22 protein-coding genes are annotated in these 23271 nt (G+C 70.9%); 10 read left to right on the plus strand and 12 right to left on the minus strand.

Annotated elements, in window-relative coordinates:
* Positions 1–176: 176 nt before the first annotated feature.
* The 5 genes from JKG67_RS06835 to JKG67_RS06855 are packed head-to-tail and all read left to right on the plus strand — an operon-like array spanning position 177 to position 3119.
* A complete protein-coding gene (locus JKG67_RS06835; protein ID WP_203336506.1) occupies positions 177–422 on the plus strand; it encodes an SAV_915 family protein in 246 nt (81 codons plus the stop codon).
* Positions 419–706, plus strand: a complete 288-nt coding sequence (locus JKG67_RS06840) for a hypothetical protein (RefSeq protein WP_203336507.1) — start codon at positions 419–421, stop codon at positions 704–706. Before JKG67_RS06835 ends, JKG67_RS06840 begins: the two co-directional genes overlap by 4 nt.
* Positions 703–1794 carry a hypothetical protein gene (locus JKG67_RS06845; RefSeq protein WP_203336508.1) on the plus strand — a complete coding sequence of 364 codons (1092 nt, stop codon included), beginning with the start codon at positions 703–705 and terminating at the stop codon, positions 1792–1794. Before JKG67_RS06840 ends, JKG67_RS06845 begins: the two co-directional genes overlap by 4 nt.
* A gap of 3 nt (positions 1795–1797) precedes the next feature.
* Complete coding sequence (locus tag JKG67_RS06850; RefSeq protein WP_203336509.1) at positions 1798–2448, plus strand: hypothetical protein; 651 nt, start codon at positions 1798–1800, stop codon at positions 2446–2448.
* 11 nt (positions 2449–2459) lie between these two features.
* Positions 2460–3119 carry a hypothetical protein gene (locus tag JKG67_RS06855; protein ID WP_203336510.1) on the plus strand — a complete coding sequence of 220 codons (660 nt, stop codon included), beginning with the start codon at positions 2460–2462 and terminating at the stop codon, positions 3117–3119.
* Positions 3120–3147: 28 nt separating this feature from the next.
* Here the strand turns inward: JKG67_RS06855 and JKG67_RS06860 are convergent, their stop codons facing one another.
* Both JKG67_RS06860 and topA read right to left on the minus strand, forming a co-directional pair.
* A complete protein-coding gene (locus JKG67_RS06860; RefSeq protein ID WP_307816459.1) occupies positions 3148–3897 on the minus strand; it encodes a methyltransferase domain-containing protein in 750 nt (249 codons plus the stop codon).
* Positions 3898–4086: 189 nt separating this feature from the next.
* The gene (topA, locus tag JKG67_RS06865; RefSeq protein ID WP_203336512.1) at positions 4087–6780 is read right to left on the minus strand and encodes a type I DNA topoisomerase; all 2694 of its coding nucleotides are present in this window, start codon (positions 6778–6780) and stop codon (positions 4087–4089) included.
* 167 nt (positions 6781–6947) lie between these two features.
* Here topA and JKG67_RS06870 point away from each other — a divergent pair, with 167 nt between their 5' ends.
* Both JKG67_RS06870 and JKG67_RS06875 read left to right on the plus strand, forming a co-directional pair.
* A complete protein-coding gene (locus JKG67_RS06870) occupies positions 6948–8486 on the plus strand; it encodes a S8 family serine peptidase (RefSeq protein WP_203336513.1) in 1539 nt (512 codons plus the stop codon).
* Between the two features lie 169 nt (positions 8487–8655).
* Positions 8656–10194 (plus strand): S8 family serine peptidase, encoded by a 1539-nt coding sequence (locus JKG67_RS06875; protein WP_203336514.1) that lies wholly within the window; start codon positions 8656–8658, stop codon positions 10192–10194.
* A 53-nt stretch (positions 10195–10247) separates the two neighbouring features.
* On the opposite strand, the gene JKG67_RS06880 is transcribed toward JKG67_RS06875, so the two are convergent.
* From JKG67_RS06880 to JKG67_RS06890, 3 genes are all read right to left on the minus strand, one after another.
* Complete coding sequence (locus JKG67_RS06880; protein ID WP_203336515.1) at positions 10248–11720, minus strand: DUF7059 domain-containing protein; 1473 nt, start codon at positions 11718–11720, stop codon at positions 10248–10250.
* A gap of 21 nt (positions 11721–11741) precedes the next feature.
* Positions 11742–14015 carry a sodium-translocating pyrophosphatase gene (locus tag JKG67_RS06885; protein WP_203336516.1) on the minus strand — a complete coding sequence of 758 codons (2274 nt, stop codon included), beginning with the start codon at positions 14013–14015 and terminating at the stop codon, positions 11742–11744.
* 105 nt (positions 14016–14120) lie between these two features.
* Positions 14121–14456: an anti-sigma factor antagonist gene (locus tag JKG67_RS06890; RefSeq protein ID WP_203336517.1), complete on the minus strand. Its 336-nt coding sequence runs from the start codon at positions 14454–14456 to the stop codon at positions 14121–14123.
* Positions 14457–14521: 65 nt separating this feature from the next.
* On the opposite strand from JKG67_RS06890, the gene sftH reads away from it, so the two are divergent.
* Positions 14522–16855, plus strand: coding sequence for a DEAD/DEAH box helicase (gene sftH / locus JKG67_RS06895; RefSeq protein WP_238997984.1), 2334 nt, complete (start codon positions 14522–14524; stop codon positions 16853–16855).
* Between the two features lie 10 nt (positions 16856–16865).
* Complete coding sequence (locus tag JKG67_RS06900; RefSeq protein WP_203336518.1) at positions 16866–17228, plus strand: hypothetical protein; 363 nt, start codon at positions 16866–16868, stop codon at positions 17226–17228.
* Between the two features lie 56 nt (positions 17229–17284).
* Here the strand turns inward: JKG67_RS06900 and JKG67_RS06905 are convergent, their stop codons facing one another.
* The 7 genes from JKG67_RS06905 to ssd form a co-directional block, all read right to left on the minus strand.
* A complete protein-coding gene (locus JKG67_RS06905) occupies positions 17285–17659 on the minus strand; it encodes an Rv3654c family TadE-like protein (protein WP_307816460.1) in 375 nt (124 codons plus the stop codon).
* On the minus strand, positions 17656–18015 hold the full coding sequence (locus tag JKG67_RS06910; protein WP_307816461.1) for a TadE family type IV pilus minor pilin: 360 nt from the start codon (positions 18013–18015) through the stop codon (positions 17656–17658). Before JKG67_RS06910 ends, JKG67_RS06905 begins: the two co-directional genes overlap by 4 nt.
* Before the next feature lie 3 nt (positions 18016–18018).
* Entirely contained in the window at positions 18019–18198 is a 180-nt protein-coding gene (locus JKG67_RS06915) for a DUF4244 domain-containing protein (protein ID WP_203336520.1), read from the minus strand.
* Positions 18199–18382: 184 nt separating this feature from the next.
* Positions 18383–19090: a type II secretion system F family protein gene (locus JKG67_RS06920; protein ID WP_203336521.1), complete on the minus strand. Its 708-nt coding sequence runs from the start codon at positions 19088–19090 to the stop codon at positions 18383–18385.
* Complete coding sequence (locus tag JKG67_RS06925) at positions 19087–19848, minus strand: type II secretion system F family protein (RefSeq protein ID WP_203336522.1); 762 nt, start codon at positions 19846–19848, stop codon at positions 19087–19089. The genes JKG67_RS06920 and JKG67_RS06925 overlap by 4 nt, the downstream gene beginning before the upstream one ends.
* Positions 19845–20993 carry a TadA family conjugal transfer-associated ATPase gene (locus JKG67_RS06930; protein ID WP_203336523.1) on the minus strand — a complete coding sequence of 383 codons (1149 nt, stop codon included), beginning with the start codon at positions 20991–20993 and terminating at the stop codon, positions 19845–19847. The genes JKG67_RS06925 and JKG67_RS06930 overlap by 4 nt, the downstream gene beginning before the upstream one ends.
* The gene (ssd, locus tag JKG67_RS06935) at positions 20990–22024 is read right to left on the minus strand and encodes a septum site-determining protein Ssd (RefSeq protein WP_203336524.1); all 1035 of its coding nucleotides are present in this window, start codon (positions 22022–22024) and stop codon (positions 20990–20992) included. The genes JKG67_RS06930 and ssd overlap by 4 nt, the downstream gene beginning before the upstream one ends.
* A 148-nt stretch (positions 22025–22172) precedes the next feature.
* On the opposite strand from ssd, the gene JKG67_RS06940 reads away from it, so the two are divergent.
* On the plus strand, positions 22173–22952 hold the full coding sequence (locus JKG67_RS06940; protein ID WP_307816462.1) for an HAD family hydrolase: 780 nt from the start codon (positions 22173–22175) through the stop codon (positions 22950–22952).
* The last annotated feature ends 319 nt before the right edge of the window (positions 22953–23271 follow it).

The raw sequence follows: 23271 nt of genomic DNA on the forward strand, positions 1-23271 counted from the left end.
GGACTGTCGACTGTTGTCAGGGGTTGCAACCCCTGACAACAGTCAGAACGCCCTGACATCAGGCTTTTCCGACCAGCCGAGGTTTGAGCGGGCATCGACGGGGTAGAACATCGGGCATGGAGAGTCCTGAAGCGACGGTTGACCCGGTCAGTGGTCCTCCGGTCGTCTATCTGCCGGTGAGTGTCGATGAGCATGGCGAGGTCCGCGACGTGCGGATGGTGCTGTTGGACGACGGGAGGGTGGCGCTCCTCGGGTACAGCGCCCTGGATCGCTTCATCGACTGTTGTGGTGAAGATCAGCCGTGGGCTGTCTTCGAGACCGCCAAGCTGGGTGAGCTGCACGCCACCAAACCGTTCGACCTGAAGCTGCTCGATGTCCCTTGGCCGGACGATCTGCGCCAGGCCATGCGGGAGGGGCAATGACGCTCCGTCTCGACGCTGACACTGCAGAAGCGATCACGACGCGCCACGACAGCGCCGTATCCGTGATCGATGACTCCGCCACCAACGCACCCCAGACGATCGACGGCGGAGAAGGGACACCCTTCCTGCTCGAGATCCTGGAGGCCGTCGGCCTGACTGCAGCAGAGATCGCGGCCATCAACCAGGCGGTGGCGATCCTTATCCGCGACACGGGGGATGACTTGGCCCAGACCGAGGACGCCTTGGTCGCCCGGTTCACGGAGCTGAACGAGGGGCTCCGATGATCGACACCGAGGTCGACGGCAGTCCGGCCTCGGTCAACGCCGCGGCCACCTGGCTTCGGAGCACGCTCAAGGCGAACGTCGACGAAGCAGCCGACCTTCAGGCCGGCGCCCGCGCTGCGGCGTCGGCTGGATGGGATGGCGCAGGGGCGCAGGCATACCGGGACTTCATGGCTCCTGTGGTGACCGCCTCTGACAATCACGTTCAGCGAATTGGCCGAGCCGCTACGGCCTTGGATGTCTATGCCTCCCGGCTCGGGCGCATGCAGACGGACATGGACGCCCTGCGGCAGCGGGCACAGGCGGGAGGGTTGATCCTCACGAGTACGACGATCGAGCCACCACCCCTGGTACCGGCAAGCGTGGTGATTCCGGGCTCCGCGGAGGATCTGGCGCGCCAGCAGGCGATCGCCAAGGTCACCCTGTTCAACGAGCTCGCAGAGGAGGCCGTCGCCCTCTGGGCGGGCTTCTACGAATGGATCGACGCCCAACTCGCGGTGGATCTGTCCGATGCGCGCGAGAAGGATCGCATCGACAAGATCCTCGCTGAGGTGGCCGGCGTCCTCCCCAACTTCGCTGCGGGAACGGGGGCCGGTCTCGCGGGGTTGGCGTTGACCCGGATGTCCGAGCGCTACCGCAACGAGGCTCGCGAGTTCCGGCGTCGGAGCCGGGTGTCCGGCAATCCGCAGGTGCGCGGGCAAGCGGATCGACCGTCCGGCAGAACGCGTCTCGACGACTGGGCCGGCAAGGCTCGCCGCTTCGGGAGGTGGGGCCGGATCCTCGGCGGACCGGTGGGGGTCGGCATCGAGATCGGGTTCGGGATTCACGAGGGCGCGACCACCGGCGACTGGAAGCGAGCCGCCATCACCACGGGAGCGAGCCTCGCTGCCGCGGCAGGCATCACCGCATTGGTGGCGGCCGGGGTGGTGTCAGCGCCGGCGCTTGCGGTCGTGGTGGGTGGAGGCTTGGTGGTCGCCGGTGTGGGCTGGGGGGCTGGCAAGATCTACGACAACTGGGACGGCATCACTGACTGGGCCTCGAACACCTGGGGGTCGGCAAAGAGCGCCCTCGGCAAACTGAAACCCTGGTGACCCATGAGACTCATCCCGTGGTGGTACGTCTGCCTGACCTTCACGTTCCTGATTCCAGCCAGTGTCGGCTTCACCGTCGGCGCTGTGAGCGCCGACGGTTTCGTGAGATTGCCGTTGGCCCTCAGCGGGCTTGCCTTCACATCCTTGTCCGTTGCAGCGTTCATCGCGTTGGTCCTCCCCAAGCGTCGGCGAACGCCCGCCCCCGACCTTGACCGCTCAGTCACCATCAAGGCTCCCGCCGCCCTGGTCACTTGCACGGTTCTGGGTCTCGCGGCGATGACCTTGGCAGGAGTGCTCTGGGGGACGGCGCTCGCCCTGCAGCCCGCGGTCCTGGACTCTCCTCGGCTGATGTTCTTCGCGGTCCTGATCGGCGTGGCCGCTTTGGCGTCGCTCCCCGAATGGTGGCGTCTGTGCACCGGGCGCCTGCACCGATGGCAGGTCATCCTCGGGCCCGACGACTTCACCTACCGCGGCTACAAACACGACGTCACGATCCCCTGGGAGCGGATCCGAGGCGCCGTCACCCAGAAACGCAAGCCCGCCGGCGTACGCGTGGAACGCAAAGGCACCAAACCCGGAGTCGTCATCCCCATCACCGCCTTCCGGATCCCCGCCGGACAGTTCATCGACGAGATCAACAAGCGCAGACGATGAAGGAAACAACAATGCCCGCCACGCGCCTCATCTCTCCCGCGCACACCACGCTCTCTCTGGCGTTCCTTGTCGCCGTCGGCGCGAGCTGCCTCCTCATGGCCGCCTTCGCTGACGGATTCGTTCGGCTGCCCTTGGGACTGGGCGGCGTCGCTTTTCTGTCCGCAGCAGTGGCCGCCGTGATCGCCTTGGCGCTGCCGAAACGTCGACGAGACCTCAAGCAATCTCCCGACGGCACCATCGTGATCACCTCGCCGCTGCCCCTGGTCACTACCACCATCCTGGCCGGCGCCGCGCTCGCCGCAGGCGGGCTGCTGTGGGGTGCCACTCTGTTCATCCAACCCTCCGTCCTGGACTCTCCTCGGCTGATGTTCTTCGCGGTCCTGATCGGCGTGGCCGCTTTGGCGTCGCTCCCTGAATGGTGGCGTCTGTGCACGGGCCGCCTGCACCGATGGCAGGTCATCCTCGGGCCCGACGACTTCACCTACCGCGGATACAAGGACGACGTCACGATCCCCTGGGAGCGGATCCGAGGCGCCGTCACCCAGAAACGCATGCCCGCCGGCGTACGCGTCGAACGCAAGGGCACCAAACCCGGAGTCGTCATCCCCATCACCGCCTTCCGCATCCCCGCCGAACAGTTCATCGACGAGATCAACAAGCGGCTGCGCTGAGCCCCACGCACCGAGCAGACGCAGCACCTCAGTCGCGGGTCGCCACCACGAAGATGCGGCGGAACGGCAGCACCACGCGACCCTCGGGGTCGGGTGGGTACGCCGCGGCCAGACGCCGCTTGAACTCCTTCACGAACTCCGCCCGCAGGTCCGGTGGCAGGGCCGCCAAGGTGGGCCGGGCGCCGGTGCCCGAGACCCACTCGAACACCGGGTCCGTCCCGGTGAGCACGTGCAGATAGGTGGTCTCCCAGGCATCGACCCGGGCGCCCGCCGCGGTCAAGATCTCCAGGTAGGTGGACGGGTCGTGGCTGGCAGGCACGGCCACGCCCGCCGTGTGAGGCGCGTACGCCGGTTCGGCAGCCAGGTCGCGGCGGATCGTATGGCTGGGCTCGTCGAAGTTGCCGGGCACGCTGAACGCCAAGCACTGCGTTCGCGTCCACAGGTGGGGCAGCAACTCCAGGTGACCCGGCACCCATTGCAGGCTGGCGTTGGCGATCAGCACGTCCGCGGTGCCGGACCAAGCGGCCAGGTCACCGACCTCGAAGCCGATGCCGGGCTGGTCCCGTCGGGCCCGGTCGATCATCTCCGGACTGGAGTCGATCCCTCGCACTTGCGCGTCTGGCCAGCGCCGCAGCAGCAGTGCGGTGAGGTTGCCGGCGCCACAACCCAGGTCGACCACGGTGCCCGGCGCGGCCGCCGGGATCCGGGCGAGCAGTTCGACGAACGGGCGGCCCCGCTCATCGGCGTACCTCAGATAGCGCTCCGGATCCCAGGCCACTCTCACTCACTCCTCACTGGATATCTTGATGTCAAGATACATGGGGCGGGTGGGGGGCTCAAGGGGCCAAGGTGGTCTCGATACGTCCGCTCGTTCCTCGCGGACACTCGACCACCGACCCAAGGTCAAGGGCAGGGCGGGGTCTGGATACGTCCGCTCGTTCCTCGCGGACACTCGACTCCCGAAGGCTCAGGACTTCTTGGTGGCCTTCTTGGTGGTCTTCTTCGCAGCGGCCTTCTTCGCAGCGGCCTTCTTCGCGGGAGCCTTCTTGGCAGCCTTCTTCGCGGGAGCCTTCTTCGCGGTCTTCTTCGCCGCCTTCTTGGCGGGCCCCTTGGCCCGGCGCTCGGCAAGCAACTCCGCGGCCCGTTCCAAGGTGATCGCCTCGACCGAGTCGTCCTTGCGCAAAGTCGCGTTGTACTCACCGTCGGTGACGTACTCACCGAAGCGTCCGGCCTTGACCACCACCGGCTGGCCCGAGACCGGGTCGTTGCCCAACTCCTTCAGCGGCGGCGCCGCTGCACCGCGGCCGCGCTGCTTGGGCTGGGCATAGATGGCGAGCGCCTCGTCGAGGGTGATCGAGAAGAGCTGGTCCTCCGCGGCCAGCGACCGTGAGTCCGTGCCCTTCTTCAGGTACGGGCCGTAGCGGCCGTTCTGGGCGGTGATCTCGACGCCGTCGGCGTCGGCACCGACCACCCGCGGCAGGCTGAGCAGCTGCACGGCGTCGTCGAGGGTGACAGTGTCCAGGCTCATCGACTTGAACAGCGATCCGGTGCGCGGCTTGCCCTTGGCCCCCTCGGGCAGCTGCTCGGTGACGTAGGGGCCGAAGCGGCCGTTCTTCGCCACCACCAGCAGTCCGGTCTCGGGGTGCCGACCGAGTTCGCGCTCGTCGCCGGCAGGGTTGGCGAGCAACTCCTTGGCCTTCTCGGGCGTGAGCTCGTCGGGAGGCAGATCCTCGGGGACGTTGGCACGCACCCGCTCCCCGTCCGGGCCAGGCCCCTCTAGGTAGGGGCCGTAGCGACCCACCCGCAGGTCGATCTCGTCGTTGACCGGGAAGGTGGCCAGCTCCTTGGCGTCGATGTCGCCGAGGCCGGTGACCAGCGGATGCAGTCCGGTGACCGTGTCGGAGCCGTAGTAGAACTCGGTCAGTTCGGCGACCCGGTCCCGCTCACCGCGAGCGATCTCGTCGAGCACGTCCTCCATCACCGCGGTGAACTCGTAGGACACCAGTCGGGTGAAGTGCTCCTCCAGCAGCCGCACCACCGAGAAGGCGATCCAGGCCGGCACCAGGGCGGTGCCCTTCTTGTAGACATAGCCCCGGTTGAGGATGGTGCCGATGATCGACGCGTACGTCGACGGCCGCCCGATCTCCCGCTCCTCCAGTTCCCGGATCAGGGTGGCCTCGGTGTAGCGGGCCGGCGGCTTGGTCTCGTGACCGGCCGCGTGCAGGGACGCCGCGGACACCGAGGCGCCTTCGGTCAACTGCGGCAACCGGGTCTGCTCGTCGTCGCGGGCCGCCCCGGGGGCGTCGGTGCCCTCGACGTACGCCTTGAGGAAGCCGTGGAAGGTGATCACCCGTCCCGAGGCGGAGAAGACGACGTCCTCGCCGGTGGTCGCCACGCCGCCGAGCCGCACCGAGACGCTGTTGCCGACCGCGTCCTTCATCTGGGAGGCGACCGTGCGCATCCAGATCAGCTCGTAGAGGCGGTACTGCTCACCACTGAGCCCGGTCTGTGCCGGCGTCCGGAACGACTCCCCGGCTGGCCTGATCGCCTCGTGTGCCTCCTGGGCGTTCTTGACCTTGGAGGCGTAGACGCGCGGCTTGTCGGGCACGTACTCGGCCCCGTACAACTCCCGCACCTGGGCCCGAGCCGCGTTCACCGCAGCGCCGGAGAGGGTGGTGGAGTCGGTCCTCATATAGGTGATGAAGCCGTTCTCGTAGAGGCGCTGGGCCACGCTCATGGTGACGCTGGCGCTCATCCCGAGCTTGCGGGAGGCCTCCTGCTGCAAGGTGGTGGTGCGGAACGGTGCATACGGCGAGCGCTTGTAGGGCTTGGCCTCGACCGAGCGCACCTCGAAGGCGGAGTCCTGGAGGGCCTCGGCGAGCGCCTCGGCGCGTGGCCGGTCCAGGTGCGCCAGCGTGGTGGCGCCCTTCAGCTCGCCGCTGGGCAGGAAGTCGCTGCCGCGGGCCACCCGGGCACCGTCGATGCTGGCCAGCTTGGCGCCGAACATCCGCGGGTCAGCGTCCGCGCCCGCGTCGAAGGTCGCCTCCAGATCCCAGTACGACGCGGACCGGAACGCCATCCGCTCCCGCTCCCGGTCCACGACCAGTCGGGTGGCCACCGACTGCACCCGGCCCGCCGAGAGGCCGGACATGACCTTCTTCCACAGCACCGGGGAGACCTCATAGCCATAGAGCCGGTCCAGGATCCGGCGGGCCTCCTGGGCCTCCACCAGATCCATGTGCACCTCACGGGGGCTCTCGGCAGCGGCCTGGATCGCGGCCTTGGTGATCTCGTGGAAGACCATCCGTTTGACCGGCACCTTGGGCTTCAGCTCGTCCAGCAGGTGCCAGGCGATCGCCTCACCCTCGCGGTCCTCATCGGTGGCGAGGTAGAGCTCGTCGGCGTCCTTGAGCAGGCCCTTGAGTTTGCGGATCTGGTCCTTCTTGTCGCGGGGCACCACGTAGTAGGGCTGGAAGCCGTTCTCCACGTCCACGGCCAGCCGTCCCCACGGCTTGTCCTTGATCTTGGCCGGAGTGTCCGCGGCGCTCTGCGGAAGGTCCCGGATGTGACCGATGGACGACTCGACGACGTACCCGGGGCCGAGGTAGCCCGCGATGGTGCGGGCCTTGGCCGGGGACTCGACGATGACCAACTTGGACATGGGGGTCTGCTCCTTGCGTTGCGTGGGCGTGGAGCCTCACGGCCGCTTACGGTAGCGCGTCGCCCGGCCGGTCCCCCACGGACCGCTCCCGTTGGGCTATGGAGGTGGGCGCTGAATGGGTCTAGCATGCGAGAACCCCATAGCCCAGTCTCGAGGATGTGGCAACGATGCCCAATCCCAGTCGATCCAGTTGGCACCGCCCGTGGTCCGTCGCTGCGGCGGCCACCGTGCTGGCCGCCGCAACACTGGCCTCCGTCACCGTTCAGGCGGCTCCGGCCGCCGAACCCCAGCGCTACATCGTGGCCTTCGAGCCCGGCCAGGCCGCCCAGGGGCGTGCTGCGCTGCGCGAGGCCGGCGGTGAGGTGGTGCGCAACCTGCCCGGACGCGCGGCCGTCGCCGCGATGGTGCGTCCCGGTCGGGTGGCTGCCCTCAGCGGCGCGCGCGGCGTCCGGTTCGTGGAGGTCGACCAGGTCCGGGAGCCGTTCAGCCAGGAGACCCCGTACGGGGTGACGATGACCCAGGCCGACCAGCTCTCCCCGGCCACTCCGGAGTCCAGGACCGTCTGTGTCATCGACTCGGGCTACCACGTGGGCCATGAGGACCTGCCGGCCAACGTCACCGGCGACGACGACCCCGGCGGCACCGGCGCCTGGAACGAGGACGGCGACGGGCACGGCACCCACGTGGCCGGCACCATCGCCGCGGTCGACAACGACCTCGGTGTGGTCGGCGTCAACCCCGGCGTGAACCTGCACATCGTCCGCGTCTTCGGCGATGACGGCATCTGGGCCTACTCCTCCGATCTGGTCGCCGCCCTGGACAAGTGCCTGGCGGCGGAGGCGCACGTGATCAACATGAGCCTCGGCGGATCGCGCCAGTCCCGGCTCGAGAAGGTCGCCTTCGCTGCGGCGTACGACGCTGGGGTGCTGTCGGTGGCCGCCGCCGGCAACGACGGCAACAAGCGGACGTCGTTTCCGGCCGGGTACGACTCGGTGATCTCGGTGGCCGCCGTGGACGAGAACATGGCCAAGGCCGACTTCTCCCAGTCCAACCGGACTGTCGAACTGGCCGCGCCGGGTGTCGGCGTGCTCTCCACGGTGCCCTACGTGGAGACCGCCACCCTGACCGTGGGTGGGCAGACATTCTCCGGCCATTCGATGGAGTTCGCCGCCGAGGCATCGGCCACCGGCGACGTGGTCGACGGCGGCCTGTGCACCTCGTCAGACGCCTGGGACGGATTGGTGGTGCTGTGCCAGCGCGGCCAGATCACCTTCGGTGACAAGGTGGCGAACGTGGTCGCCGGTGGCGGTGTGGCGGCCGTGATCTACAACAACGCCCCCGGCAACTTCATCGGCACCCTTGGGTCGGCACAACCGATCCCGGCGATCTCGTTGAGTGACACCGATGGCGCGGCCGCCCTGGCCTTCGTCGGTCAGGCCGGCACCGTCGTCAACGAGATCGAGAAGCCGGCCTCGGGGTACGCCGCCTGGGACGGCACGTCGATGGCCACCCCGCACGTGGCCGGCATCGCCGCACTGATCTGGGCCTGCGCCCCCGACGCCAGCAACGCCCAGATCCGCAAGGCACTCGCCGACAGCGCCCTGGACCTGGGCAAGAGGGGCCGCGACCACGACTACGGCCACGGCCTGGTCCAGGCCGTCGGCGCGCTCAACGAGCTCGGCAAGGTGGCCACCACCACCTGCTGAGCGAACCGGCCCGCTCGACAGACCGGCCCGCCCGGCAGACCTGTCCGGGCGGGCCGGATCTTGATGGAAACGAGACCGTTCCGAGACCGATCGACTCTGGCGATCCTCTCGGCCATCGGCCTAGAGTCCGAAGCATTTCGTTCCCATCAATGACGAGGGAGTACATCCGATGCAGAAAGCTTCTCGGGTCCGTCGGGTCAGGATTCTGATCTCCGGTGCCGCAGTCGCCATCCTCACCGCGGGCACCTTCACCGCCGTGAGCGCCGGCGCATCCCCAGCCGGTCCGCCGGAACGGTTCATCGTCGCCTTCGAGCCGGGCAAGGCTGCCCAAGGCAAGGCGTCGGTGCGTGCCGCCGGCGGCGAGATCGTCCTGGATCTGCCCGCCTCCGGGGGCGCGGCAGCCATGGTGTCACCCGGCCAGGTGGCTGCCCTGCGTAGCGCCCGGGGCGTCCGGTTCGTGGAGGCGGACCGGGTCCGGACTCCGTTGGCCCAGGAGACCCCGTACGGGGTCACGATGACCCAGGCCGACCAACTCTCCCCGGCCACTCCGGACTCCCGGACCGTCTGCATCATCGACTCCGGCTACCACGTGGGCCATGAGGACCTGCCGGCCAACGTCACCGGCGACAACGACCCCGGCGGCACCGGGCCCTGGAACGAGGACGGCGACGGGCACGGCACCCACGTGGCCGGCACCATCGCCGCGGTCGACAACGACCTCGGCGTGGTCGGCGTCAACCCCGGCGTCAAGCTGCACATCGTCCGCGTCTTCGGCGACGACGGCACCTGGGCCTACTCCTCCGACCTGGTTGCCGCCCTGGACAAGTGCCGCGCCGCCGGCTCGCACGTGATCAACATGAGCCTGGGTGGCTCCTTCAAGTCCCGGTTCGAGGAGAACGCGTTCAACGCCGCCTACAACGCCGGCGTCCTGTCAGTTGCCGCCGCCGGCAACGCAGGAAACAAGCAGGCCTCCTACCCGGCCAGCTACGGCTCGGTGATCTCGGTGGCCGCCGTGGACGAGAACATGGCCAAGGCCGACTTCTCCCAGTCCAACAAGGACGTCGAGATCGCTGCCCCCGGCGTGGGCGTGCTGTCCACGGTGCCCTACCTCGAGACGGCGTCGCTCACCGTCGCGGGTCAGACCTTCGCAGGTCACTCGATGGAGTTCGCTGCCGAGGGATCGGCCACCGGCGACGTGGTCGACGGCGGCCTGTGCACCTCGTCAGGCGCCTGGACCGGCCGGGTCGTGCTGTGCGAGCGCGGCCAGATCAGCTTCGGCGACAAGGTGGCGAACGTCGCCGCCGGGGGCGGCGCCGCAGCAGTCATCTACAACAACGAGGCGGGCGGCTTCGTCGGCACCTTGGGGTCGCCGCAGCCGATCCCGGCGATCTCGATGAGTCAGGCCGACGGTCAGGCCGCCCTGGCCTTCGTCGGTCAGGCCGGCACCGTCGTCAACCAGGTCGAGAAGCCGGCCTCGGGCTACGCGGCGTTCAACGGCACCTCGATGGCCACTCCGCACGTGGCCGGCATCGCCGCACTGATCTGGGCCTGCGCCCCCGACGCCAGCAACGCCCAGATCCGCAAGGCACTCGCCGACAGCGCCCTGGACCTGGGCAAGAGGGGCCGCGACCACGACTACGGCCACGGCCTGGTCCAGGCCGTCGGCGCGCTCAACGAGCTCGGCAAGGTGACCGCCACCACCTGCTGAACGTGAGGTGGTGGAGGTTCCCCGGTCAGCGCCGGGCAACCTCCACCACCGACTCAGGTAGGCCTGAGGAATCCGTCGGCGACCAACTCCCGGAGTTGTCCCAGGCACGACGCACGCGTGGGTCCGGGCTCGGCTCCGGTGAGTTGGGCGACCGCGTCCACGATCACCCCCAGCGGGAGGTCCCCGTCGCAGGCACCGGCCACCGCGGCGACCACGGTGTCGACCTGGTGCGCCCGCCGCAGCCCTCGCTGCTGGCGGAGCACGATGGTGCCCGGGTCCTCGGCGCCGGCCGCGCCCTGGGTCTCTTGGACGACGTCCGCCGCCAGGTGCAGCCGCGTCGCCCACAGGGCGTCCGCCCCCGCCGCTGCCGCCTCGGCGTCACGGTGCCACCCGGTGACGTGGGCGCCGATCGGCTGCTCCACCTCGTAGGGCCACTCGGTGAAGCTCAGTCGTGGTGACGCGTCGGTGCGATGGAGGTTGAGCCAGCCGAACCCGATGCCCTGGACCCCCTGCGCCTCCAGCCAGCCGAGCCACTCGTCGTACCGCCGCCGGTAGCTGACCGGGACGCCGCCGGTGCTGGGGTGGGCGCCGGAGTCCTTCAGCCACATCTCCACATACGCGGCCGGGTCGAGCACCTCCCGCTGCACCGCGTAGGCGTCGGCTCCGGTCACCCAACTGCCGAGGCGCTCGTCCCAGGGACGGTCGGTGATCGCCCAGTTGGCCAGGATCTGGCACCAGCCGCCGTCGGTCAGGTGGCCGGGCGCGGCCCGGACGATCCGCTCCACCACCTGGTCGCCCGGCATCCCCGAGTCCCGATAGACCAGCCGCTCGCCGGTCGCCGGCGAGATCACGAACGGCGGGTTGGTGACGATCAGGTCGAAGCGCTCGCCGGCCACGGGTTCGAAGAGGGAGCCGTCTCTGATGTCGGCCTCGACGCCGTTCAGGGCGCAGGTGAATCTGGCCAGCGCCAGGGCGCGCGGGTTGACGTCGGTGCCGACCACCCGGTCGGCGTGCTCGGCCAGGTGCAGGGACTGCACCCCGCACCCGGTCCCCAGGTCCAGTGCCGAGCCGACGTCGTCCCGGATCGTCAACTGGGCCAGCGAGGTGGAAGCGGAGGAGACGCCGAGCACGTGGTCGGGGCGGGTCCGGTACGGCGTACCGTCCATGCCGGGGGTCAGGTCGCTGGCGACCCACAGGTCGAGCAGGTCGTCGGCGTAGGGACGCAGGTCGAGCAGGGCCCGCACCTGGTCGCCGTCGACGTCGACCAGGCCGGCGGCGACACTGCGTTCCACCAGCCCCGGAAGGGCGCCTTCGGCCGCGGTCAGGCTCACCGGCGTCTGCAGCAGGAAGAGCCGGGTCAGGGTGGCCAGCGGTGACCCGTCGGCGGTACGACGCAGGCCGGGCGTGGTCTCGTTGCGCTGCAGCGCGGCGTGCGCGTCCGGGCCGAGCAGTTCGGCGACCTGGTCGTAGGTGTACGTCGCTGCGGCCAGCGCCGCACTCAGGTCCGGGGCGAGGTCGAGATCCACGCCGGTGAGGTTACGCGCCCGCTACCCCACCGCGTGCGCTGGCTCCGGGTCGGCGTCGAGCACCACCGAACGTCGCTTGGAGATCCACACCGAGGCGACGACGATCGCGGTGGCGGTGAGCGCGATGGCCATCCGCAGCGGGGTGTTGGCGTCGTCGCCCATCGTCAGCGTCACCACCGCGCCGGCGATCAGCAGGGAGACCAGGTTCATCACCTTGAGCAGCGGGTTGATCGCCGGGCCGGCGGTGTCCTTGAACGGGTCGCCGACGGTGTCGCCGATGATCGTCGCCTCGTGGGCGGGTGACCCCTTGCCGCCGTGGTGACCGTCCTCGACGAGCTTCTTGGCGTTGTCCCAGGCGCCACCGGAGTTCGCCAGGAAGACGGCCATCAGCACGCCGGTGCCGATGGCGCCGGCCAGGAAGCCGGCCAACGCACCGACGCCGAGGCCGAACCCGACCGCGACCGGCGAGAGCACGGCCAGGAGTCCCGGGGTGGTCAGCTCGCGCAGCGAGTCGCGGGTGACGATGTCCACGACTCGTCCGTACTCCGGCCGACCGGTGCCCTCCATGATCCCGGGGATCTCCCGGAACTGTCGACGGACCTCGTAGACGACGGCGGCCGCCGCCCGACCGACCGCGTTGATCGCCAGCCCGGAGAAGAGGAAGACCACCGAGGCGCCGATCAGCAGCCCCACCAGCACCGGTGGGTTGACCACCTCGAACATGCCGTCGGGCAGGGTGGCGCCGCTGGCTGCGACCGCATCCAGTACCGAGGTCATGTAGGAGCCGAAGAGCGCAGTCGCAGCCAGCACCGCTGTGGCGATCGCGATGCCCTTGGTGACCGCCTTGGTGGTGTTGCCGACCGCGTCGAGTTCGGTGAGCACCTGGGCACCCGCCTCCCCGACCTCGCCGGACATCTCGGCGATGCCCTGGGCGTTGTCGGCCACCGGGCCGAACGTGTCCATGGCGACGATCACGCCCACCGTGGTGAGCAGGCCGCAACCGGCCAGCGCCACCGCGAACAGCGACACCGTCAGCGCAGCGCCGCCCAGCAGGTAGGCCCCGAACACGGCGGCGCCGATCACCAGGGTCGTGTAGACGGCCGATTCGAAGCCGACCGAGAGCCCGGAGAGGATCACCGTCGCGGCACCGGTCAGGGAGGTGCGGCCGACGTCGGTGACGGGCCGGTGCTCGGTGCCGGTGTAGTAGCCGGTCAGGGTCAGGATGGCGGCTGCCAGCACGATCCCGATCACCACGGCTACCGCTGCGATGAGCCGCGGATCACCGGCAGCAGCCAGCTGGGTGCTGTTGGTCAACTCGGCGAACGTCGAGGGCAGGAAGGCGTAGGAGAGCCCGATGCAGGCGACCGCCGCCACGGCCGCGGAGATGTAGAAGGCCCGGTTGATGGTGCGCAGCCCCGATTCGCCGGCCCGCGGGCGACACAGGTAGACGCCGAGTACGGCGGTCAGCGCACCGATGGCTGGGATCAGCAGCGGGAACACCAGCCCCTTGTCACCGAAGGCGGCGGCGCCGAGGATCAGCGCGGCGACCAGGGTGACGGCGTACGACTCGAAGAGGTCGGCGGCCATCCCGGCGCAGTCGCCGACGTTGTCGCCGACGTTGTCGGCGATGGTGGCGGCGTTGCGGGGGTCGTCCTCGGGGATGTTCTGCTCGACCTTGCCGACCAGGTCCGCGCCGACGTCGGCGGCCTTGGTGAAGATGCCGCCGCCAACCCTCATGAACATGGCCAGCAGCGCGGCGCCGAAGCCGAACCCTTCAAGCACGTGGGCGGCCTCGTGGCGGAAGAGCAGCACCACCACGGAGGCTCCGATCAACCCCAGTCCGACCGTGGACATGCCGACCACGGCGCCGGTGCGGAACGCCACCGTCATCGCCGGGTCGCGGCCCTCCCGCTCGGCGCCTGCCGCCACTCGGACGTTGGCACGCACCGCGAGCCACATGCCGAGGTAGCCGATGGATCCGGAGAACACCGCGCCGACGAGGAAGAAGATCGACCGGCCGGCTCGGACCGTCCAGTCGTCGGCCGGCAGTGCCAGCAGGACCACGAAGGCGATCGCCCCGAAGACCGCGAGGGTGCGGAACTGACGCGTCAGGTAGGCGTTGGCGCCCTCCTGCACGGCCCGGGCGATCTCCTGCATCCCTTCGGTGCCCTCGTCGGCGGCCAGCACCTGTCGTCGGAAGATGGCTGCCATCACCAGGGCGGCAAGCCCGACGCCGGCCACCAGGATGACCAGCGTCTGATTTGACTGTGACAGTTCGACCACGTGTGCGACCACGTGTACCTCCCGGGCAGTCGTCGATCCACGCTCACTTGGGCGTGATGCACCTCACACCTTGGCAGAAGAGCGCGCCTTTGGCGAGGGTTCCGGGAGACCGGCGTTTCAGTGGGCCGGGAGTTCGTCCACCGACGGGTAGATGTGGAAGACCTTGGCCAGGCCGGTGATCCGGAAGATCTTCAGCAGCCGGTCGGAGTTGCACACCAGGTCCAGGGAGCCGTCGTGACTGCGGACCTTCTTGAGTCCGCCGACCAGGACTCCGAGCCCGGTGGAGTCGAGGAACTCGACACCGCCCAGGTCGATCACCAGGTGGTAGCGACCGGCCGCCACCAGGTCGGTCATCTGCTCGCGCAGCCGGGGCGCGGTGTAGACATCGATCTCGCCACCGACGGCGACGACCGTGCGGCCGCCCACCTCGCGCGTGCCGAGTGTCAGATCCACTCCTAGCTCCTTCCGCCCCCGAAGGCGGGTCCGAGTCCGATGCCCCTGCCTGCGAGTATCAAACCATGCCCGCCAACCGTCCGCATGGCCTCTCCGGCACTGAGTTGGTCACCATGCTGGCGGCGGGCCCGGGCCGGGAGGATCGATTGCGGCACGTGGAGGTGCTGCCGCCGCGCTCGGCACGGACCGTGGACTGGCCGGCCTGGGTGCCCGACGACGTCGCTGAGGCCTACCGACGTAGGGGGATCGCCCGGCCGTGGCGACACCAGGTCGAGGCGGCAGAACTCGCCCACGCCGGTGCGCACGTGGTGCTGGCCACCGGCACCGCATCCGGCAAGTCGCTCGCCTACCACCTGCCCGCCCTGACCGCGATCCGGGAGTCGCGTGGACCCCACCAGCAGCGGGGCGCGACCGTGCTCTACCTGACCCCCACCAAGGCGCTGGCCCAGGACCAGGCGTCCTCACTGCAGTCGCTCGGGCTCGACGTGCGGGTGAGCACCCACGACGGCGACTCCGGTCGGGAGCAGCGGGACTGGAGCCGCGACCACGCCGAGTATCTGCTGACCAACCCGGACATGCTGCACGTCTCGATGCTCCCCGGTCACCAACGCTGGGCGTCGTTCTGGCGGGACCTGCGCTACGTGGTGGTCGATGAGTGTCACCACTACCGGGGCATGTTCGGCTCGCAGGTCGCCCAGGTGCTGCGGCGGCTGCGGCGGGTCGCTGCACATCACGGGGCGGCGCCGACGTTCGTGCTGGCCTCGGCCACCGTCGCCGAGCCGGAGACCGCTGCGTCCCGGCTGACCGGGCTGCAGGTGCAGGCGGTCACCGATGACGCCTCGCCCCGCGGCCAGGTGGCGCTGGGACTGTGGGAGCCGCCGCTGACGTCGTACGCCGGGGAGAACGGCGCACCGGTACGCCGGGCCGCCTCCTCCGAGGTCGCCGACCTGCTCGCGGACCTGGTCACCGAAGGGGTGCGCACGCTGGCGTTCGTCCGGTCCCGGCGAGGTGTGGAGTCGGTCGCGCTGACCGCCGCCGAACTGCTCACCGAGGTGCACCCGGAACTGGCCGGTCAGGTGGCGGCGTACCGCGGCGGCTACCTGCCCGAGGAACGTCGGGAGATCGAGGACGCGCTGCGGTCCGGGCGGCTGACCGGACTGGCCGCGACCAACGCCCTCGAGTTGGGCATCGACGTGCACGGACTCGACGCAGTGCTGCTGGCGGGGTTCCCCGGCACCCGGGCCGCGCTGTGGCAGCAACTGGGGCGGGCCGGGCGCGAGGGGCAGGACGCCGTCGGGGTGCTGGTGGCTCGCGACGACCCGCTCGATACCTACCTGGTGGCGCACCCGGAGGCACTGTTGGGTGCGCCGGTGGAGGCCAGCGTGTTCGACCCCGACAACCCCTATGTGCTGCGGCCGCACCTGTGCGCGGCCGCGTTCGAGGTGCCGCTGACCGAGCAGGACCTGCCACTCTTCGGCCCGACCGCAGCAGCGACCGTGGAGACGCTGACCGAGCAGGGGATGCTGCGCCGGCGACCGCGCGGTTGGTTCTGGACGGAGCGGGATCGTCCGGCGGACGCGGTGAACCTCCGCTCCGGCGGGGGCGGCCAGGTGTCCCTGATCGAGGGCGACACCGGCCGGGTGATCGGCACTGTCGACGGCGGCCGGGCGCACGCCCAGGCGCATCGGGGGGCTGTCTACGTGCATCGCGGCGAGACCTGGCTGGTGGATGAGCTCGATCTGGATGAGCAGGTGGCGGTGATCAGCCGCAGTGACCCCGGGTGGTCCACCTCGGCCCGGGAGACCACCGCGCTGCGGATCACCGGCACCCGGGAGAGTCAGCGCTGGGGTGAATGCCGGCTCACCCTCGGCGAGGTGGCGGTGACCCATCAGGTGGTCTCCTACCTGCGGCGCCGGGAACCGGGAGGCGAGGTGCTGGGCGAGGAGCCCCTGGATCTGCCGGCCCGCACGCTGCCGACTGTCGCGGTGTGGTGGACGGTGCCACCGGACCTGCTGGCCGAGGCCGGCCTCGACGACACGCTGGTGCCCGGAGCCGCGCACGCCGCCGAGCACTGCGCCATCGGACTGTTGCCGCTCTTCGCGACCTGCGACCGGTGGGACATCGGCGGTGTCTCGACGGCGCTGCACCCCGACACCGGTCAACTCTCGGTCTTCGTGTACGACGGGCACCCCGGCGGCGCCGGGTTCGCCGAGCGGGGCTTCCATGCCGCGCGCGCGTGGCTGACCGCGACCCGGGACACCATCGAGGCATGCGAGTGCGCCCAGGGGTGTCCCTCGTGCGTGCAGTCCCCCAAGTGTGGCAACCAGAACAACCCGTTGGAGAAGGACGCGGCGAGGCGACTGCTCGAGTTGCTGCTCTCCGGAGCTCCTGCTGGGTAGGGTGAGCCGCATGTTGCTCCTCGGCCTCGTCTTCCTGGTCCTGGCGATCCTCGCCATCGCGGCGGTCGCCCTCGACGGGACCGGCACCGTCGACGTGCTCGGCATCGAGACCAACGCCCTCGGCATCTTCCTGCTCGGGCTCGCCTGCGGCTGCCTGATCTGGTGGGGGCTGGCGCTGACCCGGGCCGGAGTGAGGCGGGAGCTCAAGACCCGGCGCGACCGCAAGGAGTTGGCCTCGCTCAAGGGCCAACTGGCCACCGGCCCCGAGACCTCGGCAGCCCCGGCGGCCGCTGCCGAGCCGGCCCACGGCGAGCATGTCGCGGTGACCGACGCACCGGTCGACCCGCCGACCGAGGATCCCGACCGCACCTGACCGGTCGCCACGGCCGCGCTCTCGTGACGGCGGTCCAGCGTCACGGCGCTCCAGCATCACGGCGGTCCAGCACGGGCGGTCGCAGTCAGCGTCGCCTCCCGTCCGGCCAGCGCCGGCGTCTCGACGGTGACCGTCACGGTCACCGCCATCCCGTCGGCCAGGCAGGAGACCAGGGTGACCTGATTGACCGCGGCGACCCGAGTGGCCTCGGCGCAGCCGTCGCCACCCGCGACCATCGCGGTGGCGCCGGCCAGGGCGGCCAGGTCGGCCCCGGACTGGGCGCCGCGGTGCGCCGCCATCACCGCGCCCACCCAGGCCGCGGCCAGCGCCACCGTCACCAGCACGCCGATCAGCCCGACCGCAGCCGCGGTGGCGGCCCCGCGCTCACCCCGGCAGCGAGCGGGGCACCGGAAGCGGGTCGGCGGCCTCACGGGACGCCCTCGCGGCGCGCCACCGCAGTGGCGCGCACCTGCGGTGCCACCGTCCGGCTCAGCCATCCACCCGGGCCGGACACCGCCGCGACGACGGTGACCGTGACCAGGTCATCCCCGACCGCGATGTCGATTCGGGCGCCCGCCGGGGCCACCCGGGCACCCACGGCCCGTGCGTCCACTTCGGGCTCGTCACGGGCGAGCGCCCTGGCCACCTCACGGGCAGCATCCACGGCCCGGATCTGAGCGACCGTCACCGACACCACCCAGACCATCAACACGGTGACCGCCACCAGGATCGGCAGCACCATCGCGGTCTCGGCGGTGACGGCGCCGCGTTGTGGCCGCCGGGTCACCACTCAGCCGACTCCGAGCAGGCTCAACACGTGGTCGAAGAGGGTGCTGAGCAGTTGGTTGCCGAAACCGCCGGTGAGCATCACGTAGAGCAGCCCGGCCAGGCCCGCGCCTGCGGCGGTGCCGACGGCGTACTCGGCAGTGGTGATGCCGTCCTCGGTTCGGGATGTGGTGGCTGTGTGCATCGACTCCTCCTCAGTGTCCGGCCCGCGGATCGAGCCGACTGCCTCGACCCTGCCTGCGTGCCCGGTGGCTGCCAACGGGCGATGGATGGGCTGTGCACAACCGGGGCAGCGGCGGTGGCTGTGGACGACGAGCGGCCCGGTCGGCTCACCAGCGCAGCCCGAGACTCACCAGCAGCCCCAAGACTCACCAGTGCAGTCCCGAGAGCGCCGCCGCGACCAGGGGCACGATGCCGACCAGCAAGAACGCTGGGAGCAGGCAGACACCCAGCGGGACGGCGACCCGCACCCCGACGGTGCGGGCGGCGTCGGTGATCCGTGCCCGCGCCTGGGCGGCCAGGTCGTCGGAGAGACGGCCGATGGCGTCAGCGACCGGGAACCCGCTCGCCTCTGCCCGGACCAGCACCCGGACCAGCGGCTCCAGGTCGGCATCTGCGGCCAGCGGTGCCCAGGCGTCGGTGGCAGACATCCCCATCGACAGCCGGGCCCGGGGGGCCTCCAACGCCTGCGCAGCCGGCCCTGGAAGCGCCTCACACGCCAACTCCAGGGCGCGCTCCGGCGGCTGGCCGGACTCCAGGGCAGTGGCCAACAGCCCCACCAGCGTCGGCAGTTGCCGACGACGCTGCTGCCGGGCGCGGCGCAGTTCGGCAGGCTCCGCGCCGGCCAGCCGAAGCACCAGCAGGGTGGCTCCACCGGCAACGGCGATCCCCCAGGGTCCTGGCACCACCGCCACCACGACCAGGCTGGCCCCCGCCACCATGAGGGATCTCGTCAGCAGCGGTGGGAGCCGGCGTCCCGAGACGGCGACGGCCGGGCGGTCCAGGGGTGGCCGTGGCCGCATCGCCAGGGCCACCGCACCGGCCGCGGCCAGGGCGGCGACGAGGCCGGGCGTCATCCGCGCACCACCGAGGTGGCGATCGCCTCGATCCAGGCGAGGCCGGCGCCTCCCAGCAGGAGCCCCAGCGCGAGGCACCCCAGACCGACCGGCGTGGCGAACAAGAACGTCCAGGGGTCCCCGCCGATCCCCGACCCCATCAGCAGGGCGAGCACCGGGAGTCCGGCCATCAGCCGCGCGGTGGCCCGGGCCGAGGCCAGCTCCGACTCCACCGTGCGCCGCGTCTCGGCATCGAGTCTGGCCAGGGCCACCACCCGACCCAACGCGGCAGCCAGCGAACTGCCCGAGGCCTCGGAGACCTGCCAGGCAGCAGCCACCACGGCCAGGTCGGCGCAGCCGGGGCGGGTCGCGGCCTCCCGCCAGGCGTGCGGGACATCGGCGCCCATCTCGGCGGCTCGGCGGACCCCGGCCAGCGACGGCCAGTCGGCGGTGGCCTCGGCCAGGGCAGCCGTCGGCGGCCGCCCGGCAGTGAGTTCGGCTGCCAGCAGTTGGGCCATTCGCCCCACCCGGACCCGAGTGTCGGCCACGACCCGGGAGTGCTGGCGTTGGCGCAGCAGCCACAGACCCATCACGGCGGCAGCGCCCACGATCGCGCCCGGCAGCAGCATCCGGCCGGGCAACATCGTGGTGGCGACCAGGGCTGCGGCCACCAGCGCCCACCGGCGACCTGCCCCGCCGCACCTCGCGGCCGGCGCTGCCCGAACTGGAGGCAGCGCGAACCAGACGGCCGCCGCTGCCATCACCGCGACAGCGATCATCGGCGATCCCCGAAGAGCGCGGCGTACGCCGGTCCCGCGCGCGCCTCCCCGTCGCCGAACACCACGGCGGGGGTGATCCGGACGAGCCCGTCGCCGCCCCGCTCCGGGACCCCGATCTCGCGCAGCACCCGCTGCCCGTCCCGGTCCCTGGCCAGGTGCACGACGGCCTCCACGGCGGCACCGAACTGGCTGTGGGCTGCGGCGCGGGTCAACCCGGCAGCCAAGGCCAGCGCCTCCACCCGGGCGGGGGTGTCCGAGGCGGAGTTGGCGTGCAGGGTGCCGCAGCCACCGGTGTGTCCGGTGTTCAGCGCGGCGAGCAGGTCCACCACCTCGGCGCCCCGGACCTCCCCCACCACCAACCGATCCGGGCGCATCCGCAGCGCCTGCCGGACCAGGGTCGCCAGGGCTATCTCGCCACGACCCTCGATGTTCGCCGGCCGGCCCTCGAGCCCGACCACGTGCGGGTGGTCCGGTCGCAGTTCGGCGGAGTCCTCCACCACCACGATGCGCTCGCCGGGATCGACCAGCGACAGCAACGCTGCCAGCATGGTGGTCTTGCCGGTGCCGGTGCCGCCCGTGACCAGCAGGGCGCGGCGGTCTGCGACGAGAGCCTGCAGCAGTTGGGCGCCGCCCTCGGTGACGCCACCGGTTTCGACCATGTCAGCGAGGGTGAGCGAACGGCTCCGGAACACCCGGATCGAGATCAGCGTGCCCGGGCTGGCCACCGGTGAGAGCACCGCATGCAGGCGGGACCCGTCCGGCAGTCGCGCGTCCACGTAGGGCATCGCCTCGTCCAGGCGCCGTCCCGCCTGGGCGGCCAGCCGGCGGGCCAGGCGGCGTACCGCCTCGTCGTCGGCGAACGTGACCCCCGTGAGCTCCAAGCCGGTGCCGCGGTCGACATGCACCGCGACCGGGCCGTTGACCAGCACGTCGGTGACCTCGGGGTCGGCGAGCAGTGGCTCCAGCGGGCCCGCGCCGAGGACGTCGCGACGCAGGGCCTCGTGCACCGCCAGCACCTCGGCATCGCCGACCGGCCGGCCCTGAGCCCGCAGCACCTCGGCGACCCGTTGCGCCGAGAGGGGGCCCGAGCTGCGGGCGAGGCTGTCCCGGACCGCCTCGACGAGAGCCGCGGGCACCGCCGTCATGCCGCCACCCCACAGTCGCGGAGCACCTCGACGGCGGTGCGGGCCAGCACGCTGCGACGCGCGTGGGCAGGCCCGGCGCCCAGATCGACCGCTTCGGCGAGCCCGCGCTGGTCACGCATCTCGGCCATCACCGGCAGCCCGGTGAGGGCCCCGATGGTGGCGCCGTCGACCCCTGCGCCCCGGACCACGATGCCGGTACGACCACTCCCCAGCCTCGCCACGAGTCGCACGGTGGCTGCGACACCGGCGACGGTCGCGACGGTGATCACCACCACCCGGTCAGTGGCCGCGAGGACCTCCTCGGCGCCGCCGGTGAAGGTGCGGGGCAGGTCCACGATCACCGCGCGGTGGCCACGCCGGGCAGCGGAGAGGACCCGGCGCACGGTGCCCGGTTCCAACGGCGTGACGGTCCCGGCCGGGTAGGTCAGCACGCCCAGGTCGGCACGCCGCGGCACGGCCTCACGTAGGGATCGGCCCGACAGCCGGCCGACGCTGCGCGCCAGGTCGTCCCAGCGGACACCGGGCTCCTCCTCCAGACCGAGCACCCGGTCGGCCCCGGCGCCCAACGGGTCGGCGTCCACCAGCAGCGTCGGCAGCTGCCGCGCGGCGGTCTGGGCCAGGGCGGCCGCGAAGGTGCTGGCCCCGGCGCCGCCGGAGCCACCGATCACGGCGATCGTCGTGGCCGGCACCGCCTGGTCACCGGCATCGGTGAGCGCCTCGACCACCAGGTGGCTCGAGGTGGACAGCTCGATCACCTGCTCGGCGCCCACAGCGAGGGCGGCGCGGTACTCGCTGTCGGTCACCGCCCGATCGGTCACCACCAACACGCCGGGGCGCCGGTCCGGTCCGGCAGCCGCGAGTTCGGTGACCAGGTCCCGGGCGACCAGCACGGACCTGGCGCTGGGCCAGAGTTGCCGCGCGGCGAGGGTCTCCTCGACCACGATCGCCTCGGCGCCGGCAGCGGCGGCCAGTCGCACCACCTCGTCGGCCAGGGCGGGATCGCGGGTGGCGATGAGGACATCGTCGGTCATGGATCCCAGCGTGGTCGTCGCCTAGCGGCGCGCGACAGTCCCCGGTGGGTCTCTGTGGGCAACCGCCCGTCCGCGGCCCCCTGTGCATGACAACCGGCCCGGCTGGCCCGTCGAGGTCCGTCATGTGTCGGCACCTATGCTGGCCACCATGCCGACTGCGGCCTTCTTCGACCTGGACAAGACGATCATCGCCAAGTCCAGCACGTTCGCGTTCAGCCGCCCCTTCCAGGCCGGCGGCCTGATCTCACGTGGCCTGGTGCTGCGGTCGGCGTACTCGCATTTCCTCTACATGGTGGGCGGCGCCGACCACGACCAGATGGAGAAGATGCGGCAGTTCATGTCGCAGATGTGTGCCGGTTGGGACGTCGCGGTGGTCAAGGAGATCGTCGCGGACACGCTGCACAACATCGTCGAACCGCTGGTGTACGCCGAGGCGCTCAACCTGATCGTGCAACACAAACTGGCCGGCAACGACGTGGTGATCGTCTCCGCGTCCGGCGCGGAACTGGTGGAGCCGATCGGGACGATGCTGGGTGCCGACCACGTGATCGCCACCCGGATGGAGGTCTCCGACGGGAAGTACACCGGCGAGATCGAGTACTACGCCTACGCCGAGGAGAAGGCGCGGGCGATCGAGGCGATGGCCGAGGAGTTCGGCTACGACCTGGACCGGTGCCACGCCTACAGCGACTCGGCCACCGACATTCCGATGCTCCGGGCGGTCGGACACCCCCATGCGGTGAATCCGGATCGGGAGCTGCGGCGCGTGGCCACCGAGGAGGGTTGGCCGATCCTGGTGTTCGTGCGACCGGTGGCGCTGGGCAACCGGTTCGGAGCAGCCGCGAAGCCGGCCGCGCTCGCCCTGGTCGCCGGTGGCGTGGTGGCCCTGGGCGTCACCCTGTGGTGGCACACACGACGCCGCCCCTGACGAGGTGTCACATATGGCCCGCCGAGGTTTCACATCTGGGCGGGCGAGGTTTCACACCTGGTCGCCGAAGGCTGCCGGCCATACATGATCGGATGACGATGTCAAGACTTGATCGGGCGACGTCGGCGGCGTACAAAGGGTGACAAGAACTCCAGACCAGCACGTGAGCCGGGTACCCACGCGGCGATCCACCCTTCCTACAGGGCGCTCGTCATCGGGAGGACTCCCGGGGCGACAGTTGAGATAGTGCACGCTTGGTAGCCAGCGGTCTCACGTGTATGCAGCGGCACTCGTTCCCCTCCGAACGGGTGCCGCTTGC

Origin of the sequence: Nocardioides limicola, from assembly GCF_016827675.1 — a bacterium.
Lineage (GTDB): Bacteria > Actinomycetota > Actinomycetes > Propionibacteriales > Nocardioidaceae > Nocardioides > Nocardioides limicola.

Coding starts and splice junctions, on each gene's coding strand:
- JKG67_RS06840 (WP_203336507.1), top strand. CDS start 419: ATGACGCTCCGTCTCGACGCTGACACTGCAGAAGCGATCACGACGCGC.
- JKG67_RS06845 (WP_203336508.1), top strand. CDS start 703: ATGATCGACACCGAGGTCGACGGCAGTCCGGCCTCGGTCAACGCCGCG.
- JKG67_RS06850 (WP_203336509.1), top strand. CDS start 1,798: ATGAGACTCATCCCGTGGTGGTACGTCTGCCTGACCTTCACGTTCCTG.
- JKG67_RS06855 (WP_203336510.1), top strand. CDS start 2,460: ATGCCCGCCACGCGCCTCATCTCTCCCGCGCACACCACGCTCTCTCTG.
- topA (WP_203336512.1), bottom strand. CDS start 6,780: ATGTCCAAGTTGGTCATCGTCGAGTCCCCGGCCAAGGCCCGCACCATC.
- JKG67_RS06870 (WP_203336513.1), top strand. CDS start 6,948: ATGCCCAATCCCAGTCGATCCAGTTGGCACCGCCCGTGGTCCGTCGCT.
- JKG67_RS06875 (WP_203336514.1), top strand. CDS start 8,656: ATGCAGAAAGCTTCTCGGGTCCGTCGGGTCAGGATTCTGATCTCCGGT.
- sftH (WP_238997984.1), top strand. CDS start 14,522: ATGCCCGCCAACCGTCCGCATGGCCTCTCCGGCACTGAGTTGGTCACC.
- JKG67_RS06900 (WP_203336518.1), top strand. CDS start 16,866: ATGTTGCTCCTCGGCCTCGTCTTCCTGGTCCTGGCGATCCTCGCCATC.
- JKG67_RS06915 (WP_203336520.1), bottom strand. CDS start 18,198: ATGCACACAGCCACCACATCCCGAACCGAGGACGGCATCACCACTGCC.
- JKG67_RS06920 (WP_203336521.1), bottom strand. CDS start 19,090: ATGACGCCCGGCCTCGTCGCCGCCCTGGCCGCGGCCGGTGCGGTGGCC.
- JKG67_RS06925 (WP_203336522.1), bottom strand. CDS start 19,848: ATGATCGCTGTCGCGGTGATGGCAGCGGCGGCCGTCTGGTTCGCGCTG.
- JKG67_RS06930 (WP_203336523.1), bottom strand. CDS start 20,993: ATGACGGCGGTGCCCGCGGCTCTCGTCGAGGCGGTCCGGGACAGCCTC.
- ssd (WP_203336524.1), bottom strand. CDS start 22,024: ATGACCGACGATGTCCTCATCGCCACCCGCGATCCCGCCCTGGCCGAC.
- JKG67_RS06940 (WP_307816462.1), top strand. CDS start 22,173: ATGCCGACTGCGGCCTTCTTCGACCTGGACAAGACGATCATCGCCAAG.